The sequence below is a fragment of the Xanthocytophaga agilis genome, from assembly GCF_030068605.1.
GTDB lineage: Bacteria > Bacteroidota > Bacteroidia > Cytophagales > 172606-1 > Xanthocytophaga > Xanthocytophaga agilis.
In genome coordinates this window covers 47,479-70,011 of sequence record NZ_JASJOU010000026.1, presented here as the reverse complement: position 1 = coordinate 70,011, position 22,533 = coordinate 47,479, and the positions used below count along the sequence as shown (strand labels likewise).

General features: G+C 38.6%; 15 protein-coding genes and 1 tRNA gene. 9 read left to right on the top strand and 7 right to left on the bottom strand.

Translation table 11 applies throughout. The features are described 5' to 3' along the window. Positions 1-277: 277 nt before the first annotated feature. The gene (locus QNI22_RS38840) at positions 278-1,315 is read left to right on the top strand and encodes an SDR family oxidoreductase (protein ID WP_314519854.1); all 1,038 of its coding nucleotides are present in this window, start codon (positions 278-280) and stop codon (positions 1,313-1,315) included. A gap of 11 nt (positions 1,316-1,326) precedes the next feature. Then, positions 1,327-2,121 carry a helix-turn-helix domain-containing protein gene (locus QNI22_RS38835; RefSeq protein WP_314519852.1) on the top strand — a complete coding sequence of 265 codons (795 nt, stop codon included), beginning with the start codon at positions 1,327-1,329 and terminating at the stop codon, positions 2,119-2,121. Positions 2,122-2,497: 376 nt separating this feature from the next. On the opposite strand, the gene QNI22_RS38830 is transcribed toward QNI22_RS38835, so the two are convergent. Further along, a tRNA-Met gene (locus QNI22_RS38830) sits at positions 2,498-2,570 on the bottom strand. A gap of 119 nt (positions 2,571-2,689) precedes the next feature. On the opposite strand from QNI22_RS38830, the gene era reads away from it, so the two are divergent. Then, entirely contained in the window at positions 2,690-3,598 is a 909-nt protein-coding gene (gene era, locus QNI22_RS38825) for a GTPase Era (RefSeq protein WP_314519851.1), read from the top strand. A 102-nt stretch (positions 3,599-3,700) separates the two neighbouring features. Further along, positions 3,701-5,008: a ribosome biogenesis GTPase Der gene (gene der / locus QNI22_RS38820; RefSeq protein WP_314519849.1), complete on the top strand. Its 1,308-nt coding sequence runs from the start codon at positions 3,701-3,703 to the stop codon at positions 5,006-5,008. 40 nt (positions 5,009-5,048) lie between these two features. Here the strand turns inward: der and QNI22_RS38815 are convergent, their stop codons facing one another. From QNI22_RS38815 to QNI22_RS38795, 5 genes are all read right to left on the bottom strand, one after another. Then, the gene (locus tag QNI22_RS38815; protein ID WP_314519847.1) at positions 5,049-6,008 is read right to left on the bottom strand and encodes a threonine ammonia-lyase; all 960 of its coding nucleotides are present in this window, start codon (positions 6,006-6,008) and stop codon (positions 5,049-5,051) included. Positions 6,009-6,083: 75 nt separating this feature from the next. Then, positions 6,084-6,869, bottom strand: a complete 786-nt coding sequence (locus tag QNI22_RS38810) for a hypothetical protein (RefSeq protein WP_314519846.1) — start codon at positions 6,867-6,869, stop codon at positions 6,084-6,086. Between the two features lie 134 nt (positions 6,870-7,003). Next, positions 7,004-7,726 carry a hypothetical protein gene (locus tag QNI22_RS38805; protein ID WP_314519844.1) on the bottom strand — a complete coding sequence of 241 codons (723 nt, stop codon included), beginning with the start codon at positions 7,724-7,726 and terminating at the stop codon, positions 7,004-7,006. Positions 7,727-7,816: 90 nt separating this feature from the next. After that, a complete protein-coding gene (locus QNI22_RS38800) occupies positions 7,817-9,190 on the bottom strand; it encodes a cystathionine beta-synthase (protein ID WP_314519842.1) in 1,374 nt (457 codons plus the stop codon). 260 nt (positions 9,191-9,450) lie between these two features. Continuing rightward, positions 9,451-10,656: an ROK family protein gene (locus tag QNI22_RS38795; RefSeq protein ID WP_314519840.1), complete on the bottom strand. Its 1,206-nt coding sequence runs from the start codon at positions 10,654-10,656 to the stop codon at positions 9,451-9,453. Positions 10,657-10,852: 196 nt separating this feature from the next. Here QNI22_RS38795 and nagB point away from each other — a divergent pair, with 196 nt between their 5' ends. The 5 genes from nagB (at position 10,853) to QNI22_RS38770 (ending at position 21,849) form a co-directional block, all read left to right on the top strand. Then, positions 10,853-12,790 (top strand): glucosamine-6-phosphate deaminase, encoded by a 1,938-nt coding sequence (gene nagB / locus QNI22_RS38790; RefSeq protein WP_314519839.1) that lies wholly within the window; start codon positions 10,853-10,855, stop codon positions 12,788-12,790. Positions 12,791-13,181: 391 nt separating this feature from the next. After that, positions 13,182-16,343 carry a SusC/RagA family TonB-linked outer membrane protein gene (locus tag QNI22_RS38785; protein WP_314519838.1) on the top strand — a complete coding sequence of 1,054 codons (3,162 nt, stop codon included), beginning with the start codon at positions 13,182-13,184 and terminating at the stop codon, positions 16,341-16,343. 35 nt (positions 16,344-16,378) lie between these two features. Further along, positions 16,379-17,938, top strand: coding sequence for a SusD/RagB family nutrient-binding outer membrane lipoprotein (locus tag QNI22_RS38780; protein WP_314519836.1), 1,560 nt, complete (start codon positions 16,379-16,381; stop codon positions 17,936-17,938). 72 nt (positions 17,939-18,010) lie between these two features. Continuing rightward, positions 18,011-18,547 carry a YdcF family protein gene (locus tag QNI22_RS38775; protein WP_314519834.1) on the top strand — a complete coding sequence of 179 codons (537 nt, stop codon included), beginning with the start codon at positions 18,011-18,013 and terminating at the stop codon, positions 18,545-18,547. Continuing rightward, a complete protein-coding gene (locus QNI22_RS38770) occupies positions 18,544-21,849 on the top strand; it encodes a VCBS repeat-containing protein (protein WP_314519832.1) in 3,306 nt (1,101 codons plus the stop codon). Before QNI22_RS38775 ends, QNI22_RS38770 begins: the two co-directional genes overlap by 4 nt. Before the next feature lie 30 nt (positions 21,850-21,879). Here QNI22_RS38770 and QNI22_RS38765 read toward each other — a convergent pair whose 3' ends face one another. Further along, positions 21,880-22,341, bottom strand: a complete 462-nt coding sequence (locus QNI22_RS38765; RefSeq protein WP_313984420.1) for an Lrp/AsnC family transcriptional regulator — start codon at positions 22,339-22,341, stop codon at positions 21,880-21,882. Positions 22,342-22,533 lie beyond the last annotated feature (192 nt).

Sequence of the window (22,533 nt, the reverse complement as noted above, 5' to 3'; positions counted from 1 at the left end):
AACTACAATTGAATGAATTGTTCTTTACAAGATTAGGATTATCAATAGCTCTTTTTCCCAAGTTGTACTCAAGTTGGGTAAGATTTCCTTCTAATTTAAACTCGATGAAATGACGGGCAAGATCAGAAATACTTTCAGCGTACAAGAAGAGCTTCATTTAATGGAATTAGTGCATCAAATTGAAAAGGGTGCCTTTTAAACAAAGCATATTGCGCCTTTTGAACAAAACACGAGGTTTGATTTATGCCGAACTTTGTTTCATCAAATCCACAGAAAGATGAACACAAATTCTAATAGCAAAAAAACAGTATTGGTGACAGGCGGTGCGGGCTTTATTGCTGTGCATTGCATCCTGCAATTATTAAATGTCGGTTACCGGGTGCGAGCAACGCTGCGCGACCTCAGCCGTGAAACTGCTGTGCGGGCGATGCTGCGCGAAGGTGGTGTGGAAGCCGGCGAGCGCCTGACCTTTATCCAGGCCGATCTCTCCACTGATGCCAACTGGGACGAAGCAGTAAAAGGCTGTTCGTACGTGCTGCATGTGGCTTCACCAACACCTAAATTAAATTTTAAGCATGAGGACGAGATGATCATCCCAGCACGGGAAGGTGTGCTGCGGGTATTGCGTGCCTCGCGGGATGCGGGTATCTCACGGGTGGTGCTGACCTCAGCGATCGGTGCCATCGTCTATGGGCACCCCAGACAAACAGCACCTTATGATGAAACGGTCTGGACGGATACTACCCATGCCCCGGCTTACCAGAAATCAAAAACGCTAGCGGAAAAAGCGGCCTGGGAATTTATGGCACGTGAAGGCAGCAGCCTGGAACTGTCGGTGGTTAACCCCGCTGCTGTAATGGGCCCGGTATTGGGACCTGATTACTCACATTCTATTTACCTGGTAAAAAACCTGCTGACAGGCAAGATGGCTGGCTGCCCCAAGATTAACGCCTGTTTTGTCGACGTACGGGATGTGGCTGATCTGCACCTGCGAGCGATGATAGACCCTAAGGCCAAAGGAGAGCGATTTATCGCGACGGGTGGGGAAAGCATTTGGCTGGTGGAAGTGGCGAAGATCCTGAAAGCCAATTTAGGTGAAGCCGCTCATAAAGTGAAAGCCATGCAATTGCCGAATATGGTATTGCGTATTGCATCGCTAAAGGATTCAATGGTCAAAAGCATGGTCCCTTTGTTAGGCATTCCGATGAACCTGACCAGTGCCAAAGCCATTAACACGCTCGGTTGGTCGCCGCGTTCCGCGGAGAAAGCGATCGTCGCAACCGCTGAAAGCTTGATCCGTTTAAATTTGTTGTAAATTGCAAGCCGATGGAAGTTTCTGAAGTGTTTATTTCCTGTAAGAAGCGAGTGCATTATAGTCGGGAGCTTATGCTGGAGCAACCTGCTCTGGTACGCGTGATATCGGGCGAGATGCGGATCATGGCTGCGGACCGCAGTTTTCGCTTCTTCGCTGGTGATACCGTTTTGTTTCCGCGTGACCAACTGGCGCGGATGAGTAAGCTGCCGCTGAATGGTGAGCCATGTGTGGCGATCTCTATTGTTTTTCGCAAGGAACGGCTCGAACAATATTATAAAGAATTAAAACCACTGGCTCTGCGCAGCCACGAGCCAGTGGTTTTTGCCGACCATCCCCTGCTGAAAAGTCTGTTCAATTCTTTAGACCCTTATTTTGAACTATCCGATGCCTTACCAACGGATATCGCTGCTTTTAAGGTAGAAGAAGCCATCCGAGTGCTGCGTGCGGTGAACCCGGCTGCGGACGGGTTGCTGGGTCATTTCGAAGCGCCGGGTAAGCTTGATCTGGCGCAATTCATGGAACAGAATTTCCGGTTCAACCTGCCCCTTGAAAAGTTCGCCTACTTAACCGGCAGGAGCCTGACCAGCTTCAAGAAAGATTTCAAACGCTCGTTCAAGCAAACACCCGGTCGCTGGCTGACCCAGAAGCGGTTGGAACTCGCGCATTATCAATTGGCGGAACAGCGCCGGAAACCTTCAGAGGTTTTTCTCGATGTAGGGTTTGAAGACTTTTCACATTTTTCATTCGCTTTTAAAAAGCAATATGGTTATCCGCCCAGCCAGGTTTCGCTATTACCTTATATATAAATCTGTTTTTCAACTAGATACAATTACTCATTGGTATTTATTTTAGTCAACAAATAATTCACAAATACGCTAAAGCCATCCATAAATAGTTATCATTATTTGTTCACCTGACGTTTGAGCTATTAAATATCAATGGACTAACACGTGGGGAAATATCTCTTTTATATAAGAACGATATAAGGAACTTAGAAGCTTTTGAAGATTTAAGTACCAAAGAAAAAAGCGCTTTGTTAGGAATTGAAAGGATCAAGCAGCTTATCGACTCTCAATAAGCTATTATAACACTAGTGACTCATTTCTAACCTATTTTTTGACCTATTTTGTACCAAAACAAAAAGGCTTTAGCATTTAAATGCTAAAGCCTTGATTATCTGTGTAGCGGGAGCAGGACTCGAACCTGCGACCTTTGGGTTATGAGCCCAACGAGCTGCCAACTGCTCCATCCCGCGATCTAAATTGGAGTGCAAAGATGCAAGGTTGTTTTCAATAAATCAAGTATATTTGCAAAAAAATCTTTATACCTTAAATCTCTGTGTCAAAAAAATACAAACGGAGATTATTAATCAATATGACAGACATACTACCAGATCAGGTCCTCCCTCAACACCGGGCAGGCTTTGTAAGCATTGTAGGCAAGCCCAATGTTGGCAAATCGACACTGATGAATGCATTAGTAGGTGAGCACCTCTCTATTATTACATACAAAGCACAGACTACCCGTCATCGTATTATGGGTATTCTGAACGGAGACGATTTTCAGATCGTATATTCAGATACACCAGGTATTATCCAGCCAAAATATGAATTGCAGCAAAAAATGATGCGATTTGTACATACATCGCTGGAAGATGCAGATATTATTCTATTTGTAACAGATATCTTTGAAAAACACGATGAATCGGATGTTACACAAAAACTTTCACATACAGAAACACCTATTTTTGTACTGATTAACAAAACAGATCTGGCAACAGAAGAGCAGGTAGCAGAAAAAGTTACCTACTGGAAGGAGACTATTAAAGCCAAAGAAGTTATTCCAATATCAGCACTAAAGAAAAACAATATAGATCTGCTTTTTCAAACTATAATAGCCAATTTGCCAGATCATCCGCCTTATTTTCCCAAAGATGAACTTACGGATAAACCCGAACGTTTCTTTGCATCAGAAATACTTCGGGAAAAAATATTTCTGAATTATGACAAAGAGGTTCCCTATAGCTGTGAAGTAGTCATTACCAGCTTTAAGGATAAAAAAGATATTCTGGTTATCCAGGCTGAGATCATGGTAGAAAGAACAAGCCAGCGAGCCATTTTGCTAGGTCACAAAGGAGAAAATATCAAAAAAGTAGGGATGCAGGCCAGAAAAGATATGGAAGAGTTTTTTGGCAGAAAAGTATTTCTGGAAACCTTTGTCAAAGTAGAAGCAGACTGGAGAAGCAGAGAAAACACCTTACGGAGATTTGGCTATTCAGAATAAAGCACTTCTTCCAATTAAAAAAAAGAATTACATTATTTTCAAAAGATTTGAAGTCCAGATTTTGAGAGACTAGATCTTTTGATGCAATGACTTAAGAATTTTATGGCAAATATTATAGCAATTGTAGGAAGACCTAATGTAGGCAAATCGACATTCTTCAATAGATTGATCGAAAAAAGACAAGCGATCATGGACAACGTTAGTGGGGTCACACGTGACCGACACTATGGACATGGAGAATGGTGTGGGAAGTTTTTTACAGTAATTGATACTGGAGGATATGTAGTAGGATCTGATGATATCTTTGAAGAATCTATCCGGGATCAGGTTGAACTGGCTATTGAGGAAGCTAGTGTCTTGCTATTCATGGTAGATGCAGATGCAGGATTAACCGATCTGGACAAAGACTTCGCTCATGTACTACGCAGATCCAAGAAACCTGTTTTTCTGGTAGCCAATAAAGCTGACACACCACAAAAGGCTCAGATGGCTGGTGAATTTTATGCATTAGGATTGGGTGAAGTCTACCCTATCTCTTCTCAGACAGGTTCAGGCACAGGAGAGCTTTTGGATGAAGTAGTAAAAGACTTTACAGAAGAAGGAATTGAAGATCCAAATGCCGGTATACCTCGAATCTCGATTCTGGGGCGTCCGAATGTTGGTAAATCCTCTTTTTTAAATGCACTTCTTGGCAAAGAGCGCAGTATTGTGACAGATATAGCAGGAACAACACGGGATGCTATCGATACTCACTATAAATTGTTTGGCAAAGATTTCATCATTACGGATACTGCAGGTATGCGTCGCAAAGCCAAAGTTAAGGATGATATAGAGTTTTATTCTGTAATGCGTTCTATCAGAGCTCTGGAAGACTCAGATATATGTATTATCATGCTGGATGCTACACGTGGTATCGAAAGTCAGGACGTAAATATTATCTGGCTGGCAGAGCGGAGTCGAAAAGGTATCGTAATTATGATGAACAAATGGGATGCATTGGAGAAAGATCACAAAACAGCTGAAAAAGTAAAGAAAGAAATTCTTGAACGGATTGCACCGCTTGACTATGCCCCTATTTTCTTTACGTCTGTCACAGAAAAACAACGGATTTTTCAAACTATTGAAAAAGCTGTTGAAGTATATGAAAATCGTACACAAAAGATAGCAACATCTGCCTTGAACAATGCTCTCTTACCTGAAATAGAGCATTATCCACCTCCTGCGGTTAAGGGTAAATACATCAAAATCAAATACATTACCCAATTACCAACAAAAACACCAACATTCGCATTTTTCTGTAATTTACCCCAGTACATTCAGAAACCATACGAACGGTTCCTGGAGAATAAGATTAGAGAGCATTTTAGTTTTGAAGGTATTCCAATTAACCTGGTATTTCGTAAGAAATAATATAAAAAGCCCATCCTTCAATACAAGGATGGGCTTTTGTTTAAAAAGGCAGATTACCTAAATCTACATTCCCGCCTGAAAAAATAATTCCAACCTTTTTCCCATTAAATATTTCCTTCTCTTTGAGTAAAGCTGCCAATGGAACCACTCCACTAGGCTCAACAACTACCTTCATACGCTCCCAGACTAATCTCATAGCAGCGATAATCTCGTCGTCTGTAACTGTAACAATACTCTTTACATATTTTTGTATTAATGGAAACGTCTTATCTCCCAGATTAGTCAACAAGCCATCCGCAATTGTTTTGATATAAGGCGCAGATACAATTTTCCCTTCTTGCAAGGACAGATAAGCATCCTGTGCACCTTCAGGTTCTCCTGCCACCACAATTGTCTTTGGAGAAAAATAGTGTACACTTAGTGCTGTTCCACTTAATAATCCTCCACCCCCAACAGGTGTTAGTATACTATCCAGATCAGGTATCTCCTCTATCAACTCCTTAGCAGCAGTTGCCTGCCCTGCAATTACATGATAGTTGTTAAATGGATGTACAAATGTAGCTCCTGTACGTTCAACGACCTCATTCAATGCCTCTTCTCTTGCCTGAAGAGTTGGTTTACAAAATATTATTTCAGCCCCATACCCCGCAACTGCCTTTTTCTTGATTTCCGGTGCATTTTCTGGCATCACAATATAAGCTTTGCATCCTACTTCTCTGGCTGCATAAGCAATAGCTTGTGCATGGTTTCCAGACGAATGAGTAGCTACCCCTTTTTGTCGCTCTTCTTCATTTAATTGCAAAACAGCATTCATTCCTCCCCGAATCTTAAATGCACCTATCTTTTGCAGATTCTCACATTTAAAATAAACTTCGGCCCCAGATATCTCATTAACAGTATGAGAGGTTAGAACAGAGGTTTTATGTATAAATGGCCTAATTCGGGCATGTGCCTCTTCTATAATCTCTCTGGTAGGAATATTAGTACTCACAGATAACATTGGGATAATATTTATAGGATAACTAGTTGTAAAATAACGAAGTACAACATAAAAATCTAAACTCGCTCTACTTCCCTACCCTTTCTTCTGGAAAAGATATACTCGTTTGCCTTTTTCATAAAAAGGCATTTCATCAGGTCTATTTACATTCACAACCTGATATAGAGCATAGGAATCTTTCTCTTGCACTAAAAGAAAATCTTCTGTTTTTTCAGAGGTTGATAAAGTGATCAAGTCTTGTTTATCAAAAAAATTCCGGCAATCACCGGCAATACAAAGCTCATAGTGCTGATAATCTTTCCATCCTATAATCTTGCCATCTTTTTCAAATACCACAGTAGCTTCCTCAGGTTCTGTCAATGTATAATTTCCAGCTACAATATGCTGGTTGGTAATAGGCTGATACAGGAATACAGATTCAGACATTCCCTTAGAAGCATCAATCTTACTGAAAACGACTGTTTTTTGTGCACTGATATCATTATAACTTAGTACATGTCCTTGAGTAGAAAGAACAAAATTAGTTAGAGAATCCTGGTTAAACTTCTCCACTTGTAATGTTGTATCATTTAATTTTTTAAAGCCAAAGCCTACTTCTTCAAATCCATTGGTAAAATAAATCGAATCAGTTTCCGGCTTAATATATATTTCTTCCAAACCTTCTTGAATTCCAGATATAGAATGAGACTGTAACAACTGATCCATATAGTCTTTAATAATCCAGTGTCCACTAAACAATTCAGATACATGATTGGTAGAATCCCCAAGAGAAGTCGTTTGATCAGAAACTGACTGCTTACAACTACTCAGATAAAATATAATTGATAGAACAGTAAGGAAATAAAATGAAAAGGATCGCATAAGAAATAGTATGTGAGTAAATAAGCGGCTTTTATAGCTATTAATGCACTCGCTGTCAAAAAGTATACATGAGTTACAACACTAACCGCAAAATAGTATCCCATTCACAACCAATCAATTATACTACTACCATTTTAACATGCACTGCGAACTTCCATGTTAGCAAAAAGTATATAATTTAGTTTTTGTTTCTTTCCTATTGCAAAATGCATGTATCGTTTTCCATCAGTTAAAACAAATACCGATTTTTGTTTTTTAGCAAGGAATCTTTCTAAAATAGATTCTCCTTTCAATTTCTCATACCGATAAGCAGGATTACTTTTTACGAACTCTTCTAATTTATTCTCCACTTCCTTTGACTCATCGCCAAGCTTAATGCCTAAAAAACCTACATAATCAGCACTTTCTGCACCTTCTACTAACTGTACTCCATATACCCGACAAGATGCACGTAGATTTATCTTCTGACTATAATCATCTCCTAAAGCAAAAATGCGGCAATTTTGCCCCTTCAGATTCCAGAAATGTAACTGTCCGACAGGGCACAAAGAGTCTGAGTCTGCAAAAGTAGAGTCAGGTTGGTCTAATCTGGTGACAAAATTCCGAATTGAAAGATCTTTTATAGGTTTTGCTGGTTGAAAATTGGTAATCCCAGAAAAGTTTTCCAATTGGTTAGTACTTCTATTCACAGAAGTTTCTGTTTGGAGCTCTGATTCTTTATCTACATTGGTATTATTCCCTTCAGAAGTTTGGGCAGTATCAGACAAAATATCAGTGGTTGATTCACTGCTTTTCTGCTCTTTGGAAGCACAAGCTGATAAAAAAAGGAAAATAAGAAAGGCGTTAACAATTCGCATAAAATATTGAGATAAAAACAGAAGTACGATTGCTGATCTGAAAGCACTATCAAATCAACAATCGTACCTCTGAAAATACAATTAAAGATATTATCCTGCCATTGCAGACAACAAATCTGCCTGAGTAATAATGTGAACACGATTCAATTCATCGCGTACCAGCAAGGCTTTATTTTCTTTATCAATCAATGACGACAGTACATCCAATGTATTGTCCAACCCTACAAATTTAAAAGGAGGATCCATTAATTCACTTACTGGAGAATCCCGAATCTCAGGTCTTTCGATAAGCTGGCCCAATATTTTTGAGTCTGTCAAACTTCCAACAATCTGTTCTCCATCTGTAACAGGAATCTGGGAAATACCTTCCTTGGTTAGTAAACGAACCGCATCATTTACTTTCATAACAGTATCTACTGTTAGCAGTCGATCAGAAATATTTCGGGAATGAACAATATCACGGGCGGTTGCAAAATCACGTGCTTCCAAAAACCCATGATCTTTCATCCAGGTATCATTATATATCTTATTCAGATAACGTGTTCCATGATCTGGTAATATAATCACCATTACATCTCCCTCTTTCATATGCTCACGAGCATATTCCAAAGCCCCATACACAGCAGATCCGCATGACCATCCTACAAACATACCCTCTTCCCGTGCCAGCCGACGAGTCATGACAGCAGCATCTTTGTCAGTAACCTTGATGAAATGATCAATAAGTGAAAAATCAACATTTTTTGGAAGAATGTCTTCTCCAATACCTTCCGTTAAGTAAGGATAAATTTCATTCTCATCAAAAACCCCTGTCTCTTTGTATTTTTTAAAAACAGAACCATATGTATCTATTCCGACAGTTACCACATTTGCATTCTGTTCTTTCAGATATTTACCTGCCCCACAAATAGTACCACCTGTTCCTACGCCACAGGCATAATGAGTTACCTTTCCTTCTGTCTGTGCCCAAATCTCCGGACCTGTGGTTTCATAATGAGCAGCAGCATTGGATAAATTATCGTACTGATTCGGATAAAAAGAATTAGGGATTTCCTGGTTCAAACGACGTGCTACTGAATAATAACTACGAGGATCTTCTGGTGCCACGTTGGTGGGACAAACAATTACTTCAGCCCCTACAGCACGAAGAATATTGATCTTTTCCTGTGATTGCTTATCAGAAACTGTGAAAATACACTTATATCCTTTGGCAATGGCAGTAAGAGCTAATCCCATTCCGGTATTACCAGAAGTACCTTCTATGATAGTTCCACCTGACCTCAGGATACCTGCTTTTTCTGCATCTTCAATCATCTTGATCCCAATCCGGTCTTTGACAGAATTACCCGGGTTGAAATATTCTACTTTTGCCAAAATGGTTCCTTTAATCCCTTTGGTCACTTTATTCAATTTTACCAATGGAGTATCTCCAATAGTATCCACAATAGAATTATAATATTGCATAGAGGTAATATACTATGGGTTTGTTATCAATACAGATAGCTGTGAACTTGCTCAAAAATAGTAGTCTTTTCTGAAAAACAGGTAGGTTATAATGTATTCTTTTACAGTAATTTTTAAAGCATGACTGTAGGTTTATTCAGAAAATCAACCTTAACCAATAAAGAGAGTGGGATGTTATTGTGCAAGATAATTTTCACTAAAAATGATAGAAGTCCAGAGTATACCTAGTAATCCTTAGACTTTGGACTCCCACAAAAGATTTACACGCCAGATTCAAAAATATGCTCCATTACATAGGCATACATTCCAAAAGATGCTGCCGATTCACGTAATTGAGAAGTCTTTATTTTCAGGTGGTCCCGGAATTCTGCCAAACAATATTTATTAATAGCCTGCTCAATAGGAATCGTAATGAATTTTCCAGCTCTGGCCAGCAAACCATCCACAATGATAAGTTCCGGATTGAATAAATGCACTGCGATAGATAGAGCCTTTCCCAACTCTGTACCTATCTCCTGAAAAAGATCTATACAAAGTTCATCGCCCTGGTGAGTAGCAGCAATAATCAAATCTTCTGTGATAGTATCTTTTTCTCCATTGGAAAGCTGAAGAATTTTAGAAACTCTTCCTTTGGCAATTTCTTCCTTCACTCTGCGAATCAATACTTCTGTAGTAGTAACTGTTTCCAAACAACCTGTTTTGCCACACGAGCAGAGTTCTCCCATTGGTCGTACCTGAATATGACCCAACTCCCCTGCAAATCCTGCCGTTCCATTGAAAACTTCTCCCTTTAATAAAATACCTAATCCAACACCCCAGTCTATATTAATAGCCAATACATCATTGTAATCCTTAGCTAATCCAAACCGCTTTTCGCCAAAAGCAATGGCTTTCGCATCATTCAATGTAAAGGCAGGTACATCAAGATATTTCTCAATAAGAGCATTTAAGGGTTTGTCTTCCTTATTTTTGTGCGTGTAATTGTACCCTGTATTCTTATCGATCAAACCTGGCATGCATATGCCAACTCCAATGATACGACTAATATCAATTTTTTCTTCTTTTAGAAACTCGCGGGTCTTCTCTGCAATAAAGGCAGCATAGGAATTGTTGTTTTCCAGTTTGAAGTTGTAATCCTTTTCTGCATACACATCATGATTAAGATTATACAAAACCAACCGACCTTTTACTTTGCTGATGCTCCAGGTAACAACAAAACCATGGGAAGAATTTAAACCATATAGTACAGGCTTACGTCCTGATTTAGAAGATCCTACGCCTACTTCCATAACCCATCCCTCTTCAGCTAACTCGTTGAGTAACATAGCAATGGAAGGAGGACTGGAATGAACGATTTTACTAATTTTAATAACGGTACTGGGACCACTTATATAGAGTTCCTTCAACAATAAATGTTTCAATCGGCTCTTTTTTATTTCAACAACCGACTCTTTGATCTCTAACATATTGAAAAATATTTTTTTTCAACAAATATATAAGTATTTGAATACTTTCTATTACAGAATATATAGGTTTAGTAGGTTTACTTAATTAAAAAAATTTTTTATTAATTAGATAAAACAATGAAAATTAATTTTTATACTTGTACTTGAGTTATAGAATCGAGCTTTATCTGATTATTTTAAAAAACATAACATCTCCATGTTAACAGAAACCCCCTCCTTTTCAATCATTCAGGAAACTATAGATCAAAGTATCAGCTTTGAAAAAATTCCTACCAATATCTATGCAGACTCGAAGAAAGCCTCTGCCTGGGTAGCGAGGGAAATGGCAAAAGTGATCAACGAAAAGGGTAAGAAAGGAGAAACCTGTGTCTTGGGTTTAGCCACAGGCTCATCTCCAAAAACAGTATATGCGGAACTAATACGTTTGCACAAAAACGAAGGGCTTAGCTTTAAACATGTAATCACTTTCAATCTGGATGAGTATTATCCAATGACTCCAGATTCAATTCACAGTTATCATCGCTTCATGCGGGAAAACCTGTTTGACCATGTGGATATTCTGCCAGGAAATTTTCATATTCCAGATGGCACAATCCCATTAGCTATGCTATCTAACTATTGCAAAGAATATGAACAACGAATCATTGAGGCAGGCGGTATAGATTTTCAATTGTTGGGAATTGGAGGAAATGGACACGTTGCCTTTAACGAACCAGGATCATTACAATCTTCCCGCACACGTTTAATCACCCTTGACCAATCTACACGTGCAGCTGCTGCAACTGAGTTTGGGGGTATTCATTTAGTACCAAAGAAAGCAATTACAATGGGCGTTTCAACTATTATGAATGCTCGCCAAATTGTACTGCTGGCTTGGGGAGAGCGTAAAGCACCTGTGATTCAGCAGGCAGTAGAAGGAGTAGTCAGTGAGCAAAATCCGGCTTCTTATCTACAAGCACATCCAAACACTCGTTTTGTGATTGATGAAAGAGCTGCGGCTGAACTTACCCGTATCAAAACTCCATGGTTAGTAGATGATGTGACATGGAATGATTCCATGACTAAAAAAGCAGTTACACATCTTGCGCTGAAACTGGAAAAACCTATTCTGAAATTAACCAACCGGGATTATAATGACAATGGGTTGAGTGATTTGCTGGTGCAGTATGGTAGTGCATATGATATAAACATAAAAGTTTTCAATAAACTTCAGCGTACGATTACAGGATGGCCAGGTGGAAAACCGAATGTAGATGATACAAACCGTCCGGAAAGAGCCAATCCTGTTCGCAAACGGGTTCTGATATTCAGTCCACACCCTGATGATGATATTATCTCTATGGGTGGTACTTTCCAGCGTCTTGTAGATCAGGGACACGATGTACATGTAGCTTATCAGACATCTGGTAATATTGCTGTGGCAGATGATGAGGCTCGTCGTTTCATGGAGTTTGTAGTTGACTTCAACAAAGCATTTGCTATTCAGTCTGATCAGGCATCAGATATGCTAAAGGAAACAGATACATTCCTGCAACAGGCACATGAAATGGATACAGCTGCACTTCGCCATGTAAAAGGTTTGATCAGAAGAGGTGAAGCAAAAGCAACATGCCGGTTTGTAGGTATTCCTCCAGAAAACGCACATTTCCTGGATCTACCTTTTTATGAAACAGGACTTGTACAAAAAAACCCATTAGGAGAAGCTGATATTCAGATTGTAATGGATATCATCCGTCAGGTACAGCCTCATCAGATTTACGCAGCCGGAGACCTTGCCGATCCACATGGGACACACAAAGTTTGCCTGGATGCTATTATAGAAGCAGTAAACAGATTGAAAAGCGAAGATTTCATGAAAGATTGTTGGGTATGGTTGTATCGTGGAGCCTGGGCTGAGTGGGATATCCATGAAATCGAGATGGCAGTACCAATGAGTCCGGATCAGGTTATGAAAAAACGGTTTGGTATCTTTAAACACCAGTCACAAAAAGATGGTGTAGTGTTCCAGGGATCTGATGATCGCGAATTCTGGCAAAGAGCTGAAGAAAGAAACCGAGGAACGGCTGATTTGTATAATCAACTTGGTCTAGCAGAGTATGAAGCAATGGAAGCTTTTGTTCGCTGGAAATTTTAAGTAAATTCTAGATATAATTATTGCCCCCGATAAGCGTAGCACAATTGCTCCTTATCGGGGTTATTCCTCTCCTTAAAGCAGGATTTCGGTTAGTAAACGAATATCTGTGATATTGATAAAGCCGCAACTATCAATATTGCACAATTTAAAGTATAACTACCTATCAAGGTATACAGATACTAGGGAAAAGTACACATTACCATATTGAACTTTTCAAACAACCAGCTTTAAATTAAGCTTAGTATTTCCTATATAATACTAAACAGACTAAATAATAAGGATTACCATACTTGTATTTTGCAAATACAAATCTTATTTTACTTTGAAAGTACAGATATTGTATAATATCTATACTTATATCCCCTTTCCTTTATTATTAACTAACCAACACATGATGAAAAATTACTCATCCAACGTTCTTTTTGGATTGCATTATCTGAAAAGATATTTTGTATTAGGTATCCTATGGCTAAGTTGCCATTATGCTGTGTATGCACAGTCGCGTACTATTATGGGCAAAGTGCTTTCTGAAGAAAGTCAGCCCCTACCAGGTGTATCCGTCTCACTAAAAGGAACAACTACTGGAACAACTACAGATGCTTCAGGCAAATACAGCATCAATGTTCCGTCTGCCACGGCTCAGTTAACATTTAGTTTTATTGGGTATACAACAGAAACAGTTACAGTAGGAAATCAAACTGAAATCAATGTCACCTTAATGCCGGACATCAACGCATTAAGCGAAGTAGTCGTTACAGCCTTAGGTATTCAGCGTGAAGAAAAAACCCTTACCTATGCCACACAAACCCTTAAGCCTGCACAGATCAATGAAGTTCGGGATGGGAATGTGATCAACACTCTACAAGGGAAAATTGCTGGGTCTTATATCACTCAGGGTTCTGGTGGTGCAGGTAGCGGCTCCCGTATCGTACTGCGAGGAAACCGATCTATCCAACAAAGCAACAATGCTCTTTTTGTAGTTGATGGTGTACCAATTAACAATAGTACTAATCAGGTTCCATCCAGTGATTTTGGAGCTGTTGCAGGTAGTGATGGAGCTTCAAACATTAACCCGGATGATATTGAATCCATGACAATCCTACGTGGGGCATCTGCTGCTGCCCTATATGGAAGTCAGGCAGCAAATGGAGTCATCGTTATCACTACAAAAAAAGGAAAAGCAGGCAAAATTACTGTTGATTTAAATTCAGGAGTATCCATTGAGAATGCATTTGCTTTACCTAAAGTCCAAAATAAATATGGACAAGGTGTAGGCGGTTTACTCAATGTGGAAAAAGGAGAAAGTTGGGGAGCGGAAATGACAGGTCAGAGCTACACTAATCATCTGGGAAACACAAGTGCCTATTCACCTCAGCCTAATAATATTAAGGATTTTTTTCGTACTGCAACCAGCTTTAATAACTCTCTAGGTATTTCAGGGGGATCTGAAAAGATGCAGACTTATCTCTCCTATACAAATAATTCTCTGCAAGGAGTAGTACCTAAGAATGACCTGATGAGGCATACTATCAATTTACGTTTGTCCAATCAGATCAGCAAACGATTCTCAACAGATGCCAAAATAACATATATCAGTCAGGATATAAAAAATAAACCTCGAACAGGGGAAGAAAATGCCCCTGTAATAGATATTTATCAAATACCAAGAAATGTTAGTCTGGCTGATGCAAAACAATATTCTGTAATAAATAATGTAGGCATATCTGAACCTACACCATGGCCTTCTACCTTGTCTTCTATTTATCAGAATCCCTATTGGATGATTAACCAAACAGCATTGAATCAAACCAGAGATCGGGTAATAGGATTCTTAACTGCTAAGTATGAAATTACCCCATGGTTAAATATACAAGCAAGGGCTAATTTAGATAAGTATTTTGATAAAAATGAAGAAAGTTATTCACAAGGGACAATTCTTTGGGCAACACAAGCTGGTGGTTATTTTTCCAGGCAAAATACCATTAATACACAGAAATGGTTTGACATTATCTTGTCTGGCCAAAATAAGATAAATGAGCTTTTTAAAATAGATTATCGAGCGGGAGCTATATTATTAGATAACAAATTTCAGTCTACAGGTTCTTATGCAGATGGATTAAATATTACTAATAAGTTCAATTTAGAATTTGGGACTACCTTATCCAATAGTGATGATTTTGCACATACACAAACTCAATCCATATTTGGACAAGGGACTATCTCCTATAAGGAGGCTATATTTTTAGATGCTAGTATTCGTAATGACTGGTCATCTACACTTCCCAAACCTTATTCCTTTCAATACCCTTCTGTTGGATTATCAGGAATCATTTCAGAGCTAGCCCATTTGCCGGAGGCTATCTCATTTTTTAAATTAAATGCTTCTTATGCACAAGTAGGTAACGGAGCAGAACCTTATCTGTTAAAAACGTTATATACTTATAAACAAGGATCTGGTTATGGATTTATTCTAAGAGATGGGATACAATCTATTAGTAATTTAAAACCTGAGATCACTAAAAGTCTGGAGTTTGGAACAGATATCCGTTTTCTGCAAAATCGAATTGGAATAACCGCAACCTATTATAAAACAAACTCAACAAATCAGCTATTAAAACTAGGCCTAGCCCCTGCTTCAGGATTTTCACAACAATATATAAATGCAGGAAACATCCAGAATCAAGGAATTGAGATTGTTCTAAATGGGACACCAGTTAAATCCAACAACTTTACATGGGATGTAACCTTAAACCTTGGAAGAAACCGTAACAAAATTGTATCTCTGGATCCTAATATCAAAGAGACTACTCTTGGAGGAAGTTATGCCCGATCAGCAACACCTATTGTTCGCGAAGGAGAATCGTTTGGTGATTTAATCTCTTATCGCTGGAAAAAAGATGAACAAGGTCGGTATGTCGTAACCGCTCCGAATGCAGAAGGGAATGGAGGTGGACTGCCTGTCGCTACTACAGACCAAGAAATCATAGGCAATTTTAATCCAAAGTTAATGTTAGGTCTAAGTAATACATTTACTTATAAAGGGTTTTCTGTAAGAGTCCTAATTGATGGAAGAGTAGGTGGTATTGCAGTTTCTGGTACAGAAATGAATCTTGCATTCAGTGGTATAACGGAAGCTACCGCTCAAAAACGTGAAGGAGGCTGGATACTTCCAGGTGTAACTAGTACAGGTGAAATTAACGACAACGCTATAGATGCTCAAACATTCTGGACTACTGTTTCAGGAAAAAGATATGGATGGGGAGAATTTTTTGCCTATGATGCAACAAACTTCCGCGTGAGAGAGATTTCAGCAGGTTATAGCTTCAATCTGCCATCTAATCTCTTTATCAAATCTGCGCGACTTTCCTTCGTAGCCCGTAACTTATTCTGGTTATACAGAGGTAAATCCCTACTTGATATTCCTGGTATTGGCAAAAGAACCATGTGGTTTGATCCTGATATGAATTTAGGAAATGGTAATTTTCAAGGAGTAGAATATGGAACACTCCCATCTACCCGAAGCCTTGGCTTAAACCTAAAGCTTTCCTTCTAAGCAATTCATTACCTACATTATTAATTACAGACTTTATGAAAACATCATACTATATAATATTCAGACTTGTCATTGTTGCCATGCTTACAGGAATCTTACTAGGAACAATTTCCTGTACAAGTAACTTTGATGAAATCAATACAGACAAAACCAAAGTATCTACCCTGGGACCAACGGAAATCTCATACTTATTTGCTAAAGCGCAATCGTCAGCAACACTTCCTTATTGGTATTATCAGGTTGGGCAAAATCTCTTTGCAGACCAATATGCACAATATTTTGCCTGTGTAGCGACCTATTTTCCATCTGATCGTTTTGTAATCCGAATGGATTGGCTTGCATCTCCATGGTCATCACAATATACAGAGGTTGTACCTCAGTTAAAATCCATCTTAGCCAATACAGATTCTACTTCTGCTGAGAATGCAATTGCAAGGATATGGTGGGTATGGTCGTTTCATCGGTGGACTGATTATGTTGGCCCAATTCCTTATTTCAAAGCCGGAGAACCTGCCATTTCAGTTGCCTATGATGCACAGGACAAAATCTATGACGACTTCTTTAAGCAACTAGATGTATCAGTTGTTATTCTAAAAACAAAAACAGGGACAAAACCTTATGAAAGCTTTGATCTTATCTATGGAGGTGATGTAAGTAAATGGATTAAGTTTGCCAATACTCTCCGGCTTCGTTTAGCGTTGCGCATTTCCAAAGTAGATCCAACACGTGCTAAAAGTGAAGCAGAAGCAGCTGTATCAAATGGCGTTTTTCAAATAAGTCCAACAGATGATGCACTTATTCAACGAAGTACCAAAGGACAAGATTATAACGGACTGTCTATTATGTCTGACTGGAATGAATTTAGAATGAGTGCTTCCATGGAATCAGTTCTTAAAGGATATGAAGATCCACGTATTGGTGAATACTTTATGCCTACAGTGAAAACAGGAACCTATGAAGGTCTTCGTAATGGTCTTAAAACGACTCAGTTAACCGAATTAGTCAATACAGCAGATTATACTTCTCATGTTGGAGAAAGATGGAACGCCAGTGCAGGCCTTGAGACATCCCAGAATGTAATGTGTACAGCTGAAGCTTACTTCTTGTTGGCAGAAGGAGCATTAAACGGATGGTCAATGGGAGGTACAGCCAAAGACTTTTATGAAAAAGGCATTGAAAATTCCATGAAACAATGGGGTATCACTGATGCTGCAGCTATTGCGACCTACACCAATAGCACGAAAACTCCTATTGCACCTGGAGATTATTTGAACTCTACAGCCTTATCAAGTATTCCGGTTAAATTTAATACCACAGATACTGAAGTACAAAGAGAGCAGATAGCTACTCAGAAATGGCTGGCAATATTTCCAGATGGTTTTGAAGGCTGGGCAGAATACCGCAGAACACGTTATCCTAAATTATATCCGGTACCCAATTCCGATAATCCGGATATTCCAGCCGGAGGAGTTCTTCGTCGTATTCCATTCCTTGATGTAGAAAAACAGACCAATGGTACAGAAGTAGAAAAAGCAAAAACACTATTGGGTGGTGAGGATAAAGTAACCACACCTCTCTGGTGGGATAAAAATTAATGAAGGTGATTGACAATTTTAAACCCTGAAACTGATAGTTTCAGGGTTTATTTTAATTCACAGGTATAAAATATGGAAGGAATTATTCTAATCTTAGGCCACACCAATTCCATGGAAGGAATACTTAGTACCATTGCCCAGGATCGTTTACAAATGGGCATAACTGTTCATCAACAACACTCAACCTTTGCAATTGTATGCACGGGTGGTTTCGGAGAACATTTTAATACTACCCAATATCCTCATGCCATGTATGCTCAACAATATCTGGTTGAACAAGGAATTGATGCCAGCCTTATCCTGAATCCTGTATTAAGTAAGAATACTGTTGAAGATGCCAGTTTATCCAGATCAGTGTTAGAGCAGTATAAACTACAAATGGTTATCGTTGTTTCATCTGATTTCCATATGCCTCGTGTAAAATACCTTTTCACCTATTTTCAGCCCAGTCAGCCTATTACTTTTATCTCTGCAACATCGGCACTTTCAAAGGAATATCTTCAACAACTAACCAGTCATGAAGAACAAGCTTTAGTACGAATTAAGTCTATGTACCCTTCTGAAAATAATATTTTCACAAAGTCTAACCACCCGACCACTGATTCATGATCGTATCTATTCTATACAAGCGGTTACACTATTTCTTTCTTAGCTGTTTTATTCTATTCTATTCCTGTCATCACTCTGATCATTCTACCTTATTCACAAGGCTCTCAGAAAATCAGACCAATATAAATTTCAGAAACCTGATTCAGGAATCAGAGGATATGAACATCATGCGTTACTCCTACTTTTACAATGGAGGTGGAGTAGCCGTAGGAGATGTTAATAATGATGGGCTTCAGGATATATTCTTTAGCGGCAACATGGTTAAAAATCGATTATATCTGAATAAGGGAAATCTTGAATTTGAAGATATTACCCAACAATCACAGGTAGCAGAGAAACAGGGTTGGTGTACAGGAGCTACAATGGCAGATATCAATGCGGATGGTTGGCTGGATATCTATGTATGTCGCTCTGCAGATATAGATCCTGAAAAACGAAAAAATCTACTTTTTATTAATAATCATGATAACACCTTTACTGAAAAAGCAGCAGAATATGGTCTGGCAGATGATAGTTACTCAACTCATGCCAGTTTTTTCGACTATGACAAAGATGGAGATCTGGATGTTTTTGTTTTGAATCACTCTACCCGTGAATATGCGGGATTTGGAAAAGTTTTGGCTGAGCTAAAAACACAGAAGAACCCTGCCTATGGAAACAAGTTGTATAGAAATGACAATGGCCATTTTGTAGATATAAGCGAACAAGCAGGAATTATATCCAATGTGCTCAGTTTTGGTCTTGGACTTGCCGTTTCAGATATCAATATGGATGGTTGGCCTGACATATATATATCCAATGATTTTAATGAACAGGACTATCTGTATATCAATAACCAAAATGGCACATTTTCTGAAAAACTGAAAGAGCAGATTGGACATACATCTCTTTTCTCGATGGGGTCCGATATAGCTGATTATAACAATGATAGTTATCCGGATATTATGACACTGGATATGTTGCCAGAAGATAACAAAAGACAAAAGATGACCTCAGGCGCAGAAAACTATGATAAAGTACAGTTGCTCACAGACTTAGGTTTCCACTACCAGTACATGCGAAATATGTTGCATCTGAATAATGGCAATGGTACGTTCAGCGAGATAGGCCAACTGGCAGGTGTTTCCAATACAGACTGGAGCTGGGCTGCGTTGTTTGGTGATTATGACAATGATGGATATAAAGATTTGTTTGTAACCAATGGCTATGTTCGGGACTATACTGACATGGATTTTCTCAAATACTCTACTGATACTCAACTAAAAGGAGAAAAGCTCACTATTAACCAGATCATTGAAAAAATGCCTTCATCAGAGGTCGAAAACTATATATATCATAACAATGGTGATCTTACTTTTACGAAGAAAACAGATGAATGGGGACTTGGAGGAAAGAATGTATCGAGTGGCGCAGCCTACGCAGATCTGGACAATGATGGCGATCTGGATTTGGTCGTTAATAACATTAATGAATTTGCCTCGATATATGAAAACAATAGTACAAACCTGCAACAAAATACCTATCTGTCAGTAAAGCTTACTGGTACCAAACTTAATCACACTGGGATCGGCGCAAAAATTAAAATTTATACAAAAGGCAAATGTCAGTATCAGGAACAGATGCCTGTTCGTGGATATGAATCATCAGTAGATCAGAATGTACATTTTGGTATTGGACAGGAATCTACAATTGACTCATTGATTATTATCTGGCCATCAGATCATACACAGAAGATAACTCGGCTACAAGCCAACCAAACAATTACATTAAAAGAATCTGATGCTCAGGCAATGTATCATTACACCACTCCGGCTACCAAAACATATTTTACAGAAAGAAAAGATATCATTACCTATACCCATACAGAAAACAACTTTAACGACTTCAAGAGTCAGCTTTTGATTCCACAAATGCTTTCCCGATCAGGGCCATGTATTGCCAAAGCAGATGTAAATAGAGATGGATTGGAGGATGTTTATATTGCAGGAACCAAAGGTTCATCCGGAAAACTATTCATTCAGTATCCTGCAGGAAAATTTACAGTAAAGCCCCAGAGAACATTCCTGCAAGATAGTCTATCGGAAGATACAGATGCGCTATTTTTTGATTGTGATGGCGATAAAGATCTGGATCTATATGTAGTGAGTGGAGGCAATGAATTTAATAAAAATGATCCATTGTTACAGGATCGGCTGTATATCAATGATGGCAAGGGTAATTTTCAGAAAACACTTCAGGCACTTCCTGTTGAATATGAAAGTGGCTCCTGTGTCAAAGCGTCAGACTATGATAGAGATGGAGATATAGACTTGTTTGTAGGAAGCAGGCTCATACCAGGAAAATATCCGATGTCCCCTCAAAGCTTTTTACTTATCAATGATGGCCAAGGTCATTTCAGTAACCAAATACAAAACATATCTCCTACACTACAAAATGCAGGAATGATTACGGATGCCACTTGGGTAGACCTGAATAAAGATCAGGCTCCTGATCTGATAGTGTGTGGAGAGTGGATGCCTATCAAAGTTTTTATTCAACAACAAAATAAGCTGACAGATCAGTCAGCCCAATGGATCTCAGAACCTTCGTCCGGCTTCTGGAATAAAATCCATGCAACTGACTTTGACAAAGATGGTGATTTGGATTTTGTAGCAGGTAATCTAGGGTTAAATTCTCAGATTAAAGTATCTGTAAACAAACCTGCCTCCATATATTATAGAGACTTTGATGATAATGGGACTCTTGATCCTATCTTATGTTATTATGTAGGGGATGTCAGTTATCCGATGGCTTCACGCGATGACATGTTAGAACAGATACCTGTCCTCAGAAAAAAATTTACCAATTATGCTACCTACTCTACAGCACAGATAACAAATTTTTTCACGGAAGATCTATTAAAAACCACCCAGGTACATAAAGCAGAGAGAGCTGAATCTGTTTATATTGAAAATACAGGCAGTAAGCTTATCTTAAAACCTTTACCCATTGAAGCACAATATGCCCCTATCTACGCAATTTTATCTGAGGATGTGAACCAAGACTCCAAACCTGATCTTATCCTTGCAGGAAATTTGTCTACTACTCGTGTAAAATTCGGAAAGTATGATGCGTCATACGGATTACTTCTCTTAGGAGATGGCAAAGGATATTTCACTTCTGTTCCACCATCTCAGGTAGGTTTATACCTAAAAGGAGATATACGATGCCTGCAAACACTTTCACCCTCGACAGGTAAAAAAATCCTGCTAGCAGGTGTGAACAATAATGCCGTTGTTTCTTATGAGTTCCCAATAAGGTAAGTTGATTAAATCAACTTACCTTATTGGGAACTAAATATCGTAAGCAAGAGTATATTTTATTTCATTCAGTACAAAGGAGCTGTTTAGATTACCAATATTTTCAATAGTGGATAATTTATTGCGAACAAAATCGTGATATTCACTCATATTCTTGACAGTCACCTTGAGTAGGAAATCTGTAGCTCCTGCTACATGATAGCATTCCTGTACCTCATTGAACTGTTGAATCTCTTTTTCAAATTGTTCTACATTATCTTTTGTATGATGGCGCAAAGAGACACTACAGAAAGATGTCAATGTTTTACCGATTTTCTCTTTATCCAGTAAAGTAATGTATTTCTTGATATATCCCTGATTTTCCAAACGCTTGATCCGCTCATATACAGGAGTAATAGTCATACCTAATCGGGCAGCAATTTCCTTATTGGTATAATGGGCGTTTTCCTGAAGCAGTCGCAGGATTGTAACATCAAGGTCATCTAATTCCTCCATAAAAAGAAAATTTTTCTAAAAAAACAGTTTATAAGTTACCCCGAAAATAAAATATTACTACATTAACAATAAAAATAAGTTTTATTTACCAAACATTAAAACACTATTGGAAATAATTGCTACATTATTTAGCTTTGTCATAATAAAAGACCAGTACTTCATCAACAAATATTCTCGTATCAACAAACTAAA

Bases quoted from the DNA above. Each gene is read 5' to 3' on its own strand.
- QNI22_RS38800 (WP_314519842.1), bottom strand. From the start codon at position 9,190: ATGCAATATTATAATTCTATTGTGGATACTATTGGAGATACTCCATTG.
- QNI22_RS38765 (WP_313984420.1), bottom strand. From the start codon at position 22,341: ATGGAGGAATTAGATGACCTTGATGTTACAATCCTGCGACTGCTTCAG.
- QNI22_RS38810 (WP_314519846.1), bottom strand. From the start codon at position 6,869: ATGCGATCCTTTTCATTTTATTTCCTTACTGTTCTATCAATTATATTT.
- QNI22_RS38840 (WP_314519854.1), top strand. From the start codon at position 278: ATGAACACAAATTCTAATAGCAAAAAAACAGTATTGGTGACAGGCGGT.
- QNI22_RS38805 (WP_314519844.1), bottom strand. From the start codon at position 7,726: ATGCGAATTGTTAACGCCTTTCTTATTTTCCTTTTTTTATCAGCTTGT.
- nagB (WP_314519839.1), top strand. From the start codon at position 10,853: ATGTTAACAGAAACCCCCTCCTTTTCAATCATTCAGGAAACTATAGAT.
- QNI22_RS38775 (WP_314519834.1), top strand. From the start codon at position 18,011: ATGGAAGGAATTATTCTAATCTTAGGCCACACCAATTCCATGGAAGGA.
- era (WP_314519851.1), top strand. From the start codon at position 2,690: ATGACAGACATACTACCAGATCAGGTCCTCCCTCAACACCGGGCAGGC.
- QNI22_RS38785 (WP_314519838.1), top strand. From the start codon at position 13,182: ATGATGAAAAATTACTCATCCAACGTTCTTTTTGGATTGCATTATCTG.
- QNI22_RS38770 (WP_314519832.1), top strand. From the start codon at position 18,544: ATGATCGTATCTATTCTATACAAGCGGTTACACTATTTCTTTCTTAGC.
- QNI22_RS38780 (WP_314519836.1), top strand. From the start codon at position 16,379: ATGAAAACATCATACTATATAATATTCAGACTTGTCATTGTTGCCATG.
- QNI22_RS38815 (WP_314519847.1), bottom strand. From the start codon at position 6,008: ATGTTATCTGTGAGTACTAATATTCCTACCAGAGAGATTATAGAAGAG.
- QNI22_RS38795 (WP_314519840.1), bottom strand. From the start codon at position 10,656: ATGTTAGAGATCAAAGAGTCGGTTGTTGAAATAAAAAAGAGCCGATTG.
- der (WP_314519849.1), top strand. From the start codon at position 3,701: ATGGCAAATATTATAGCAATTGTAGGAAGACCTAATGTAGGCAAATCG.
- QNI22_RS38835 (WP_314519852.1), top strand. From the start codon at position 1,327: ATGGAAGTTTCTGAAGTGTTTATTTCCTGTAAGAAGCGAGTGCATTAT.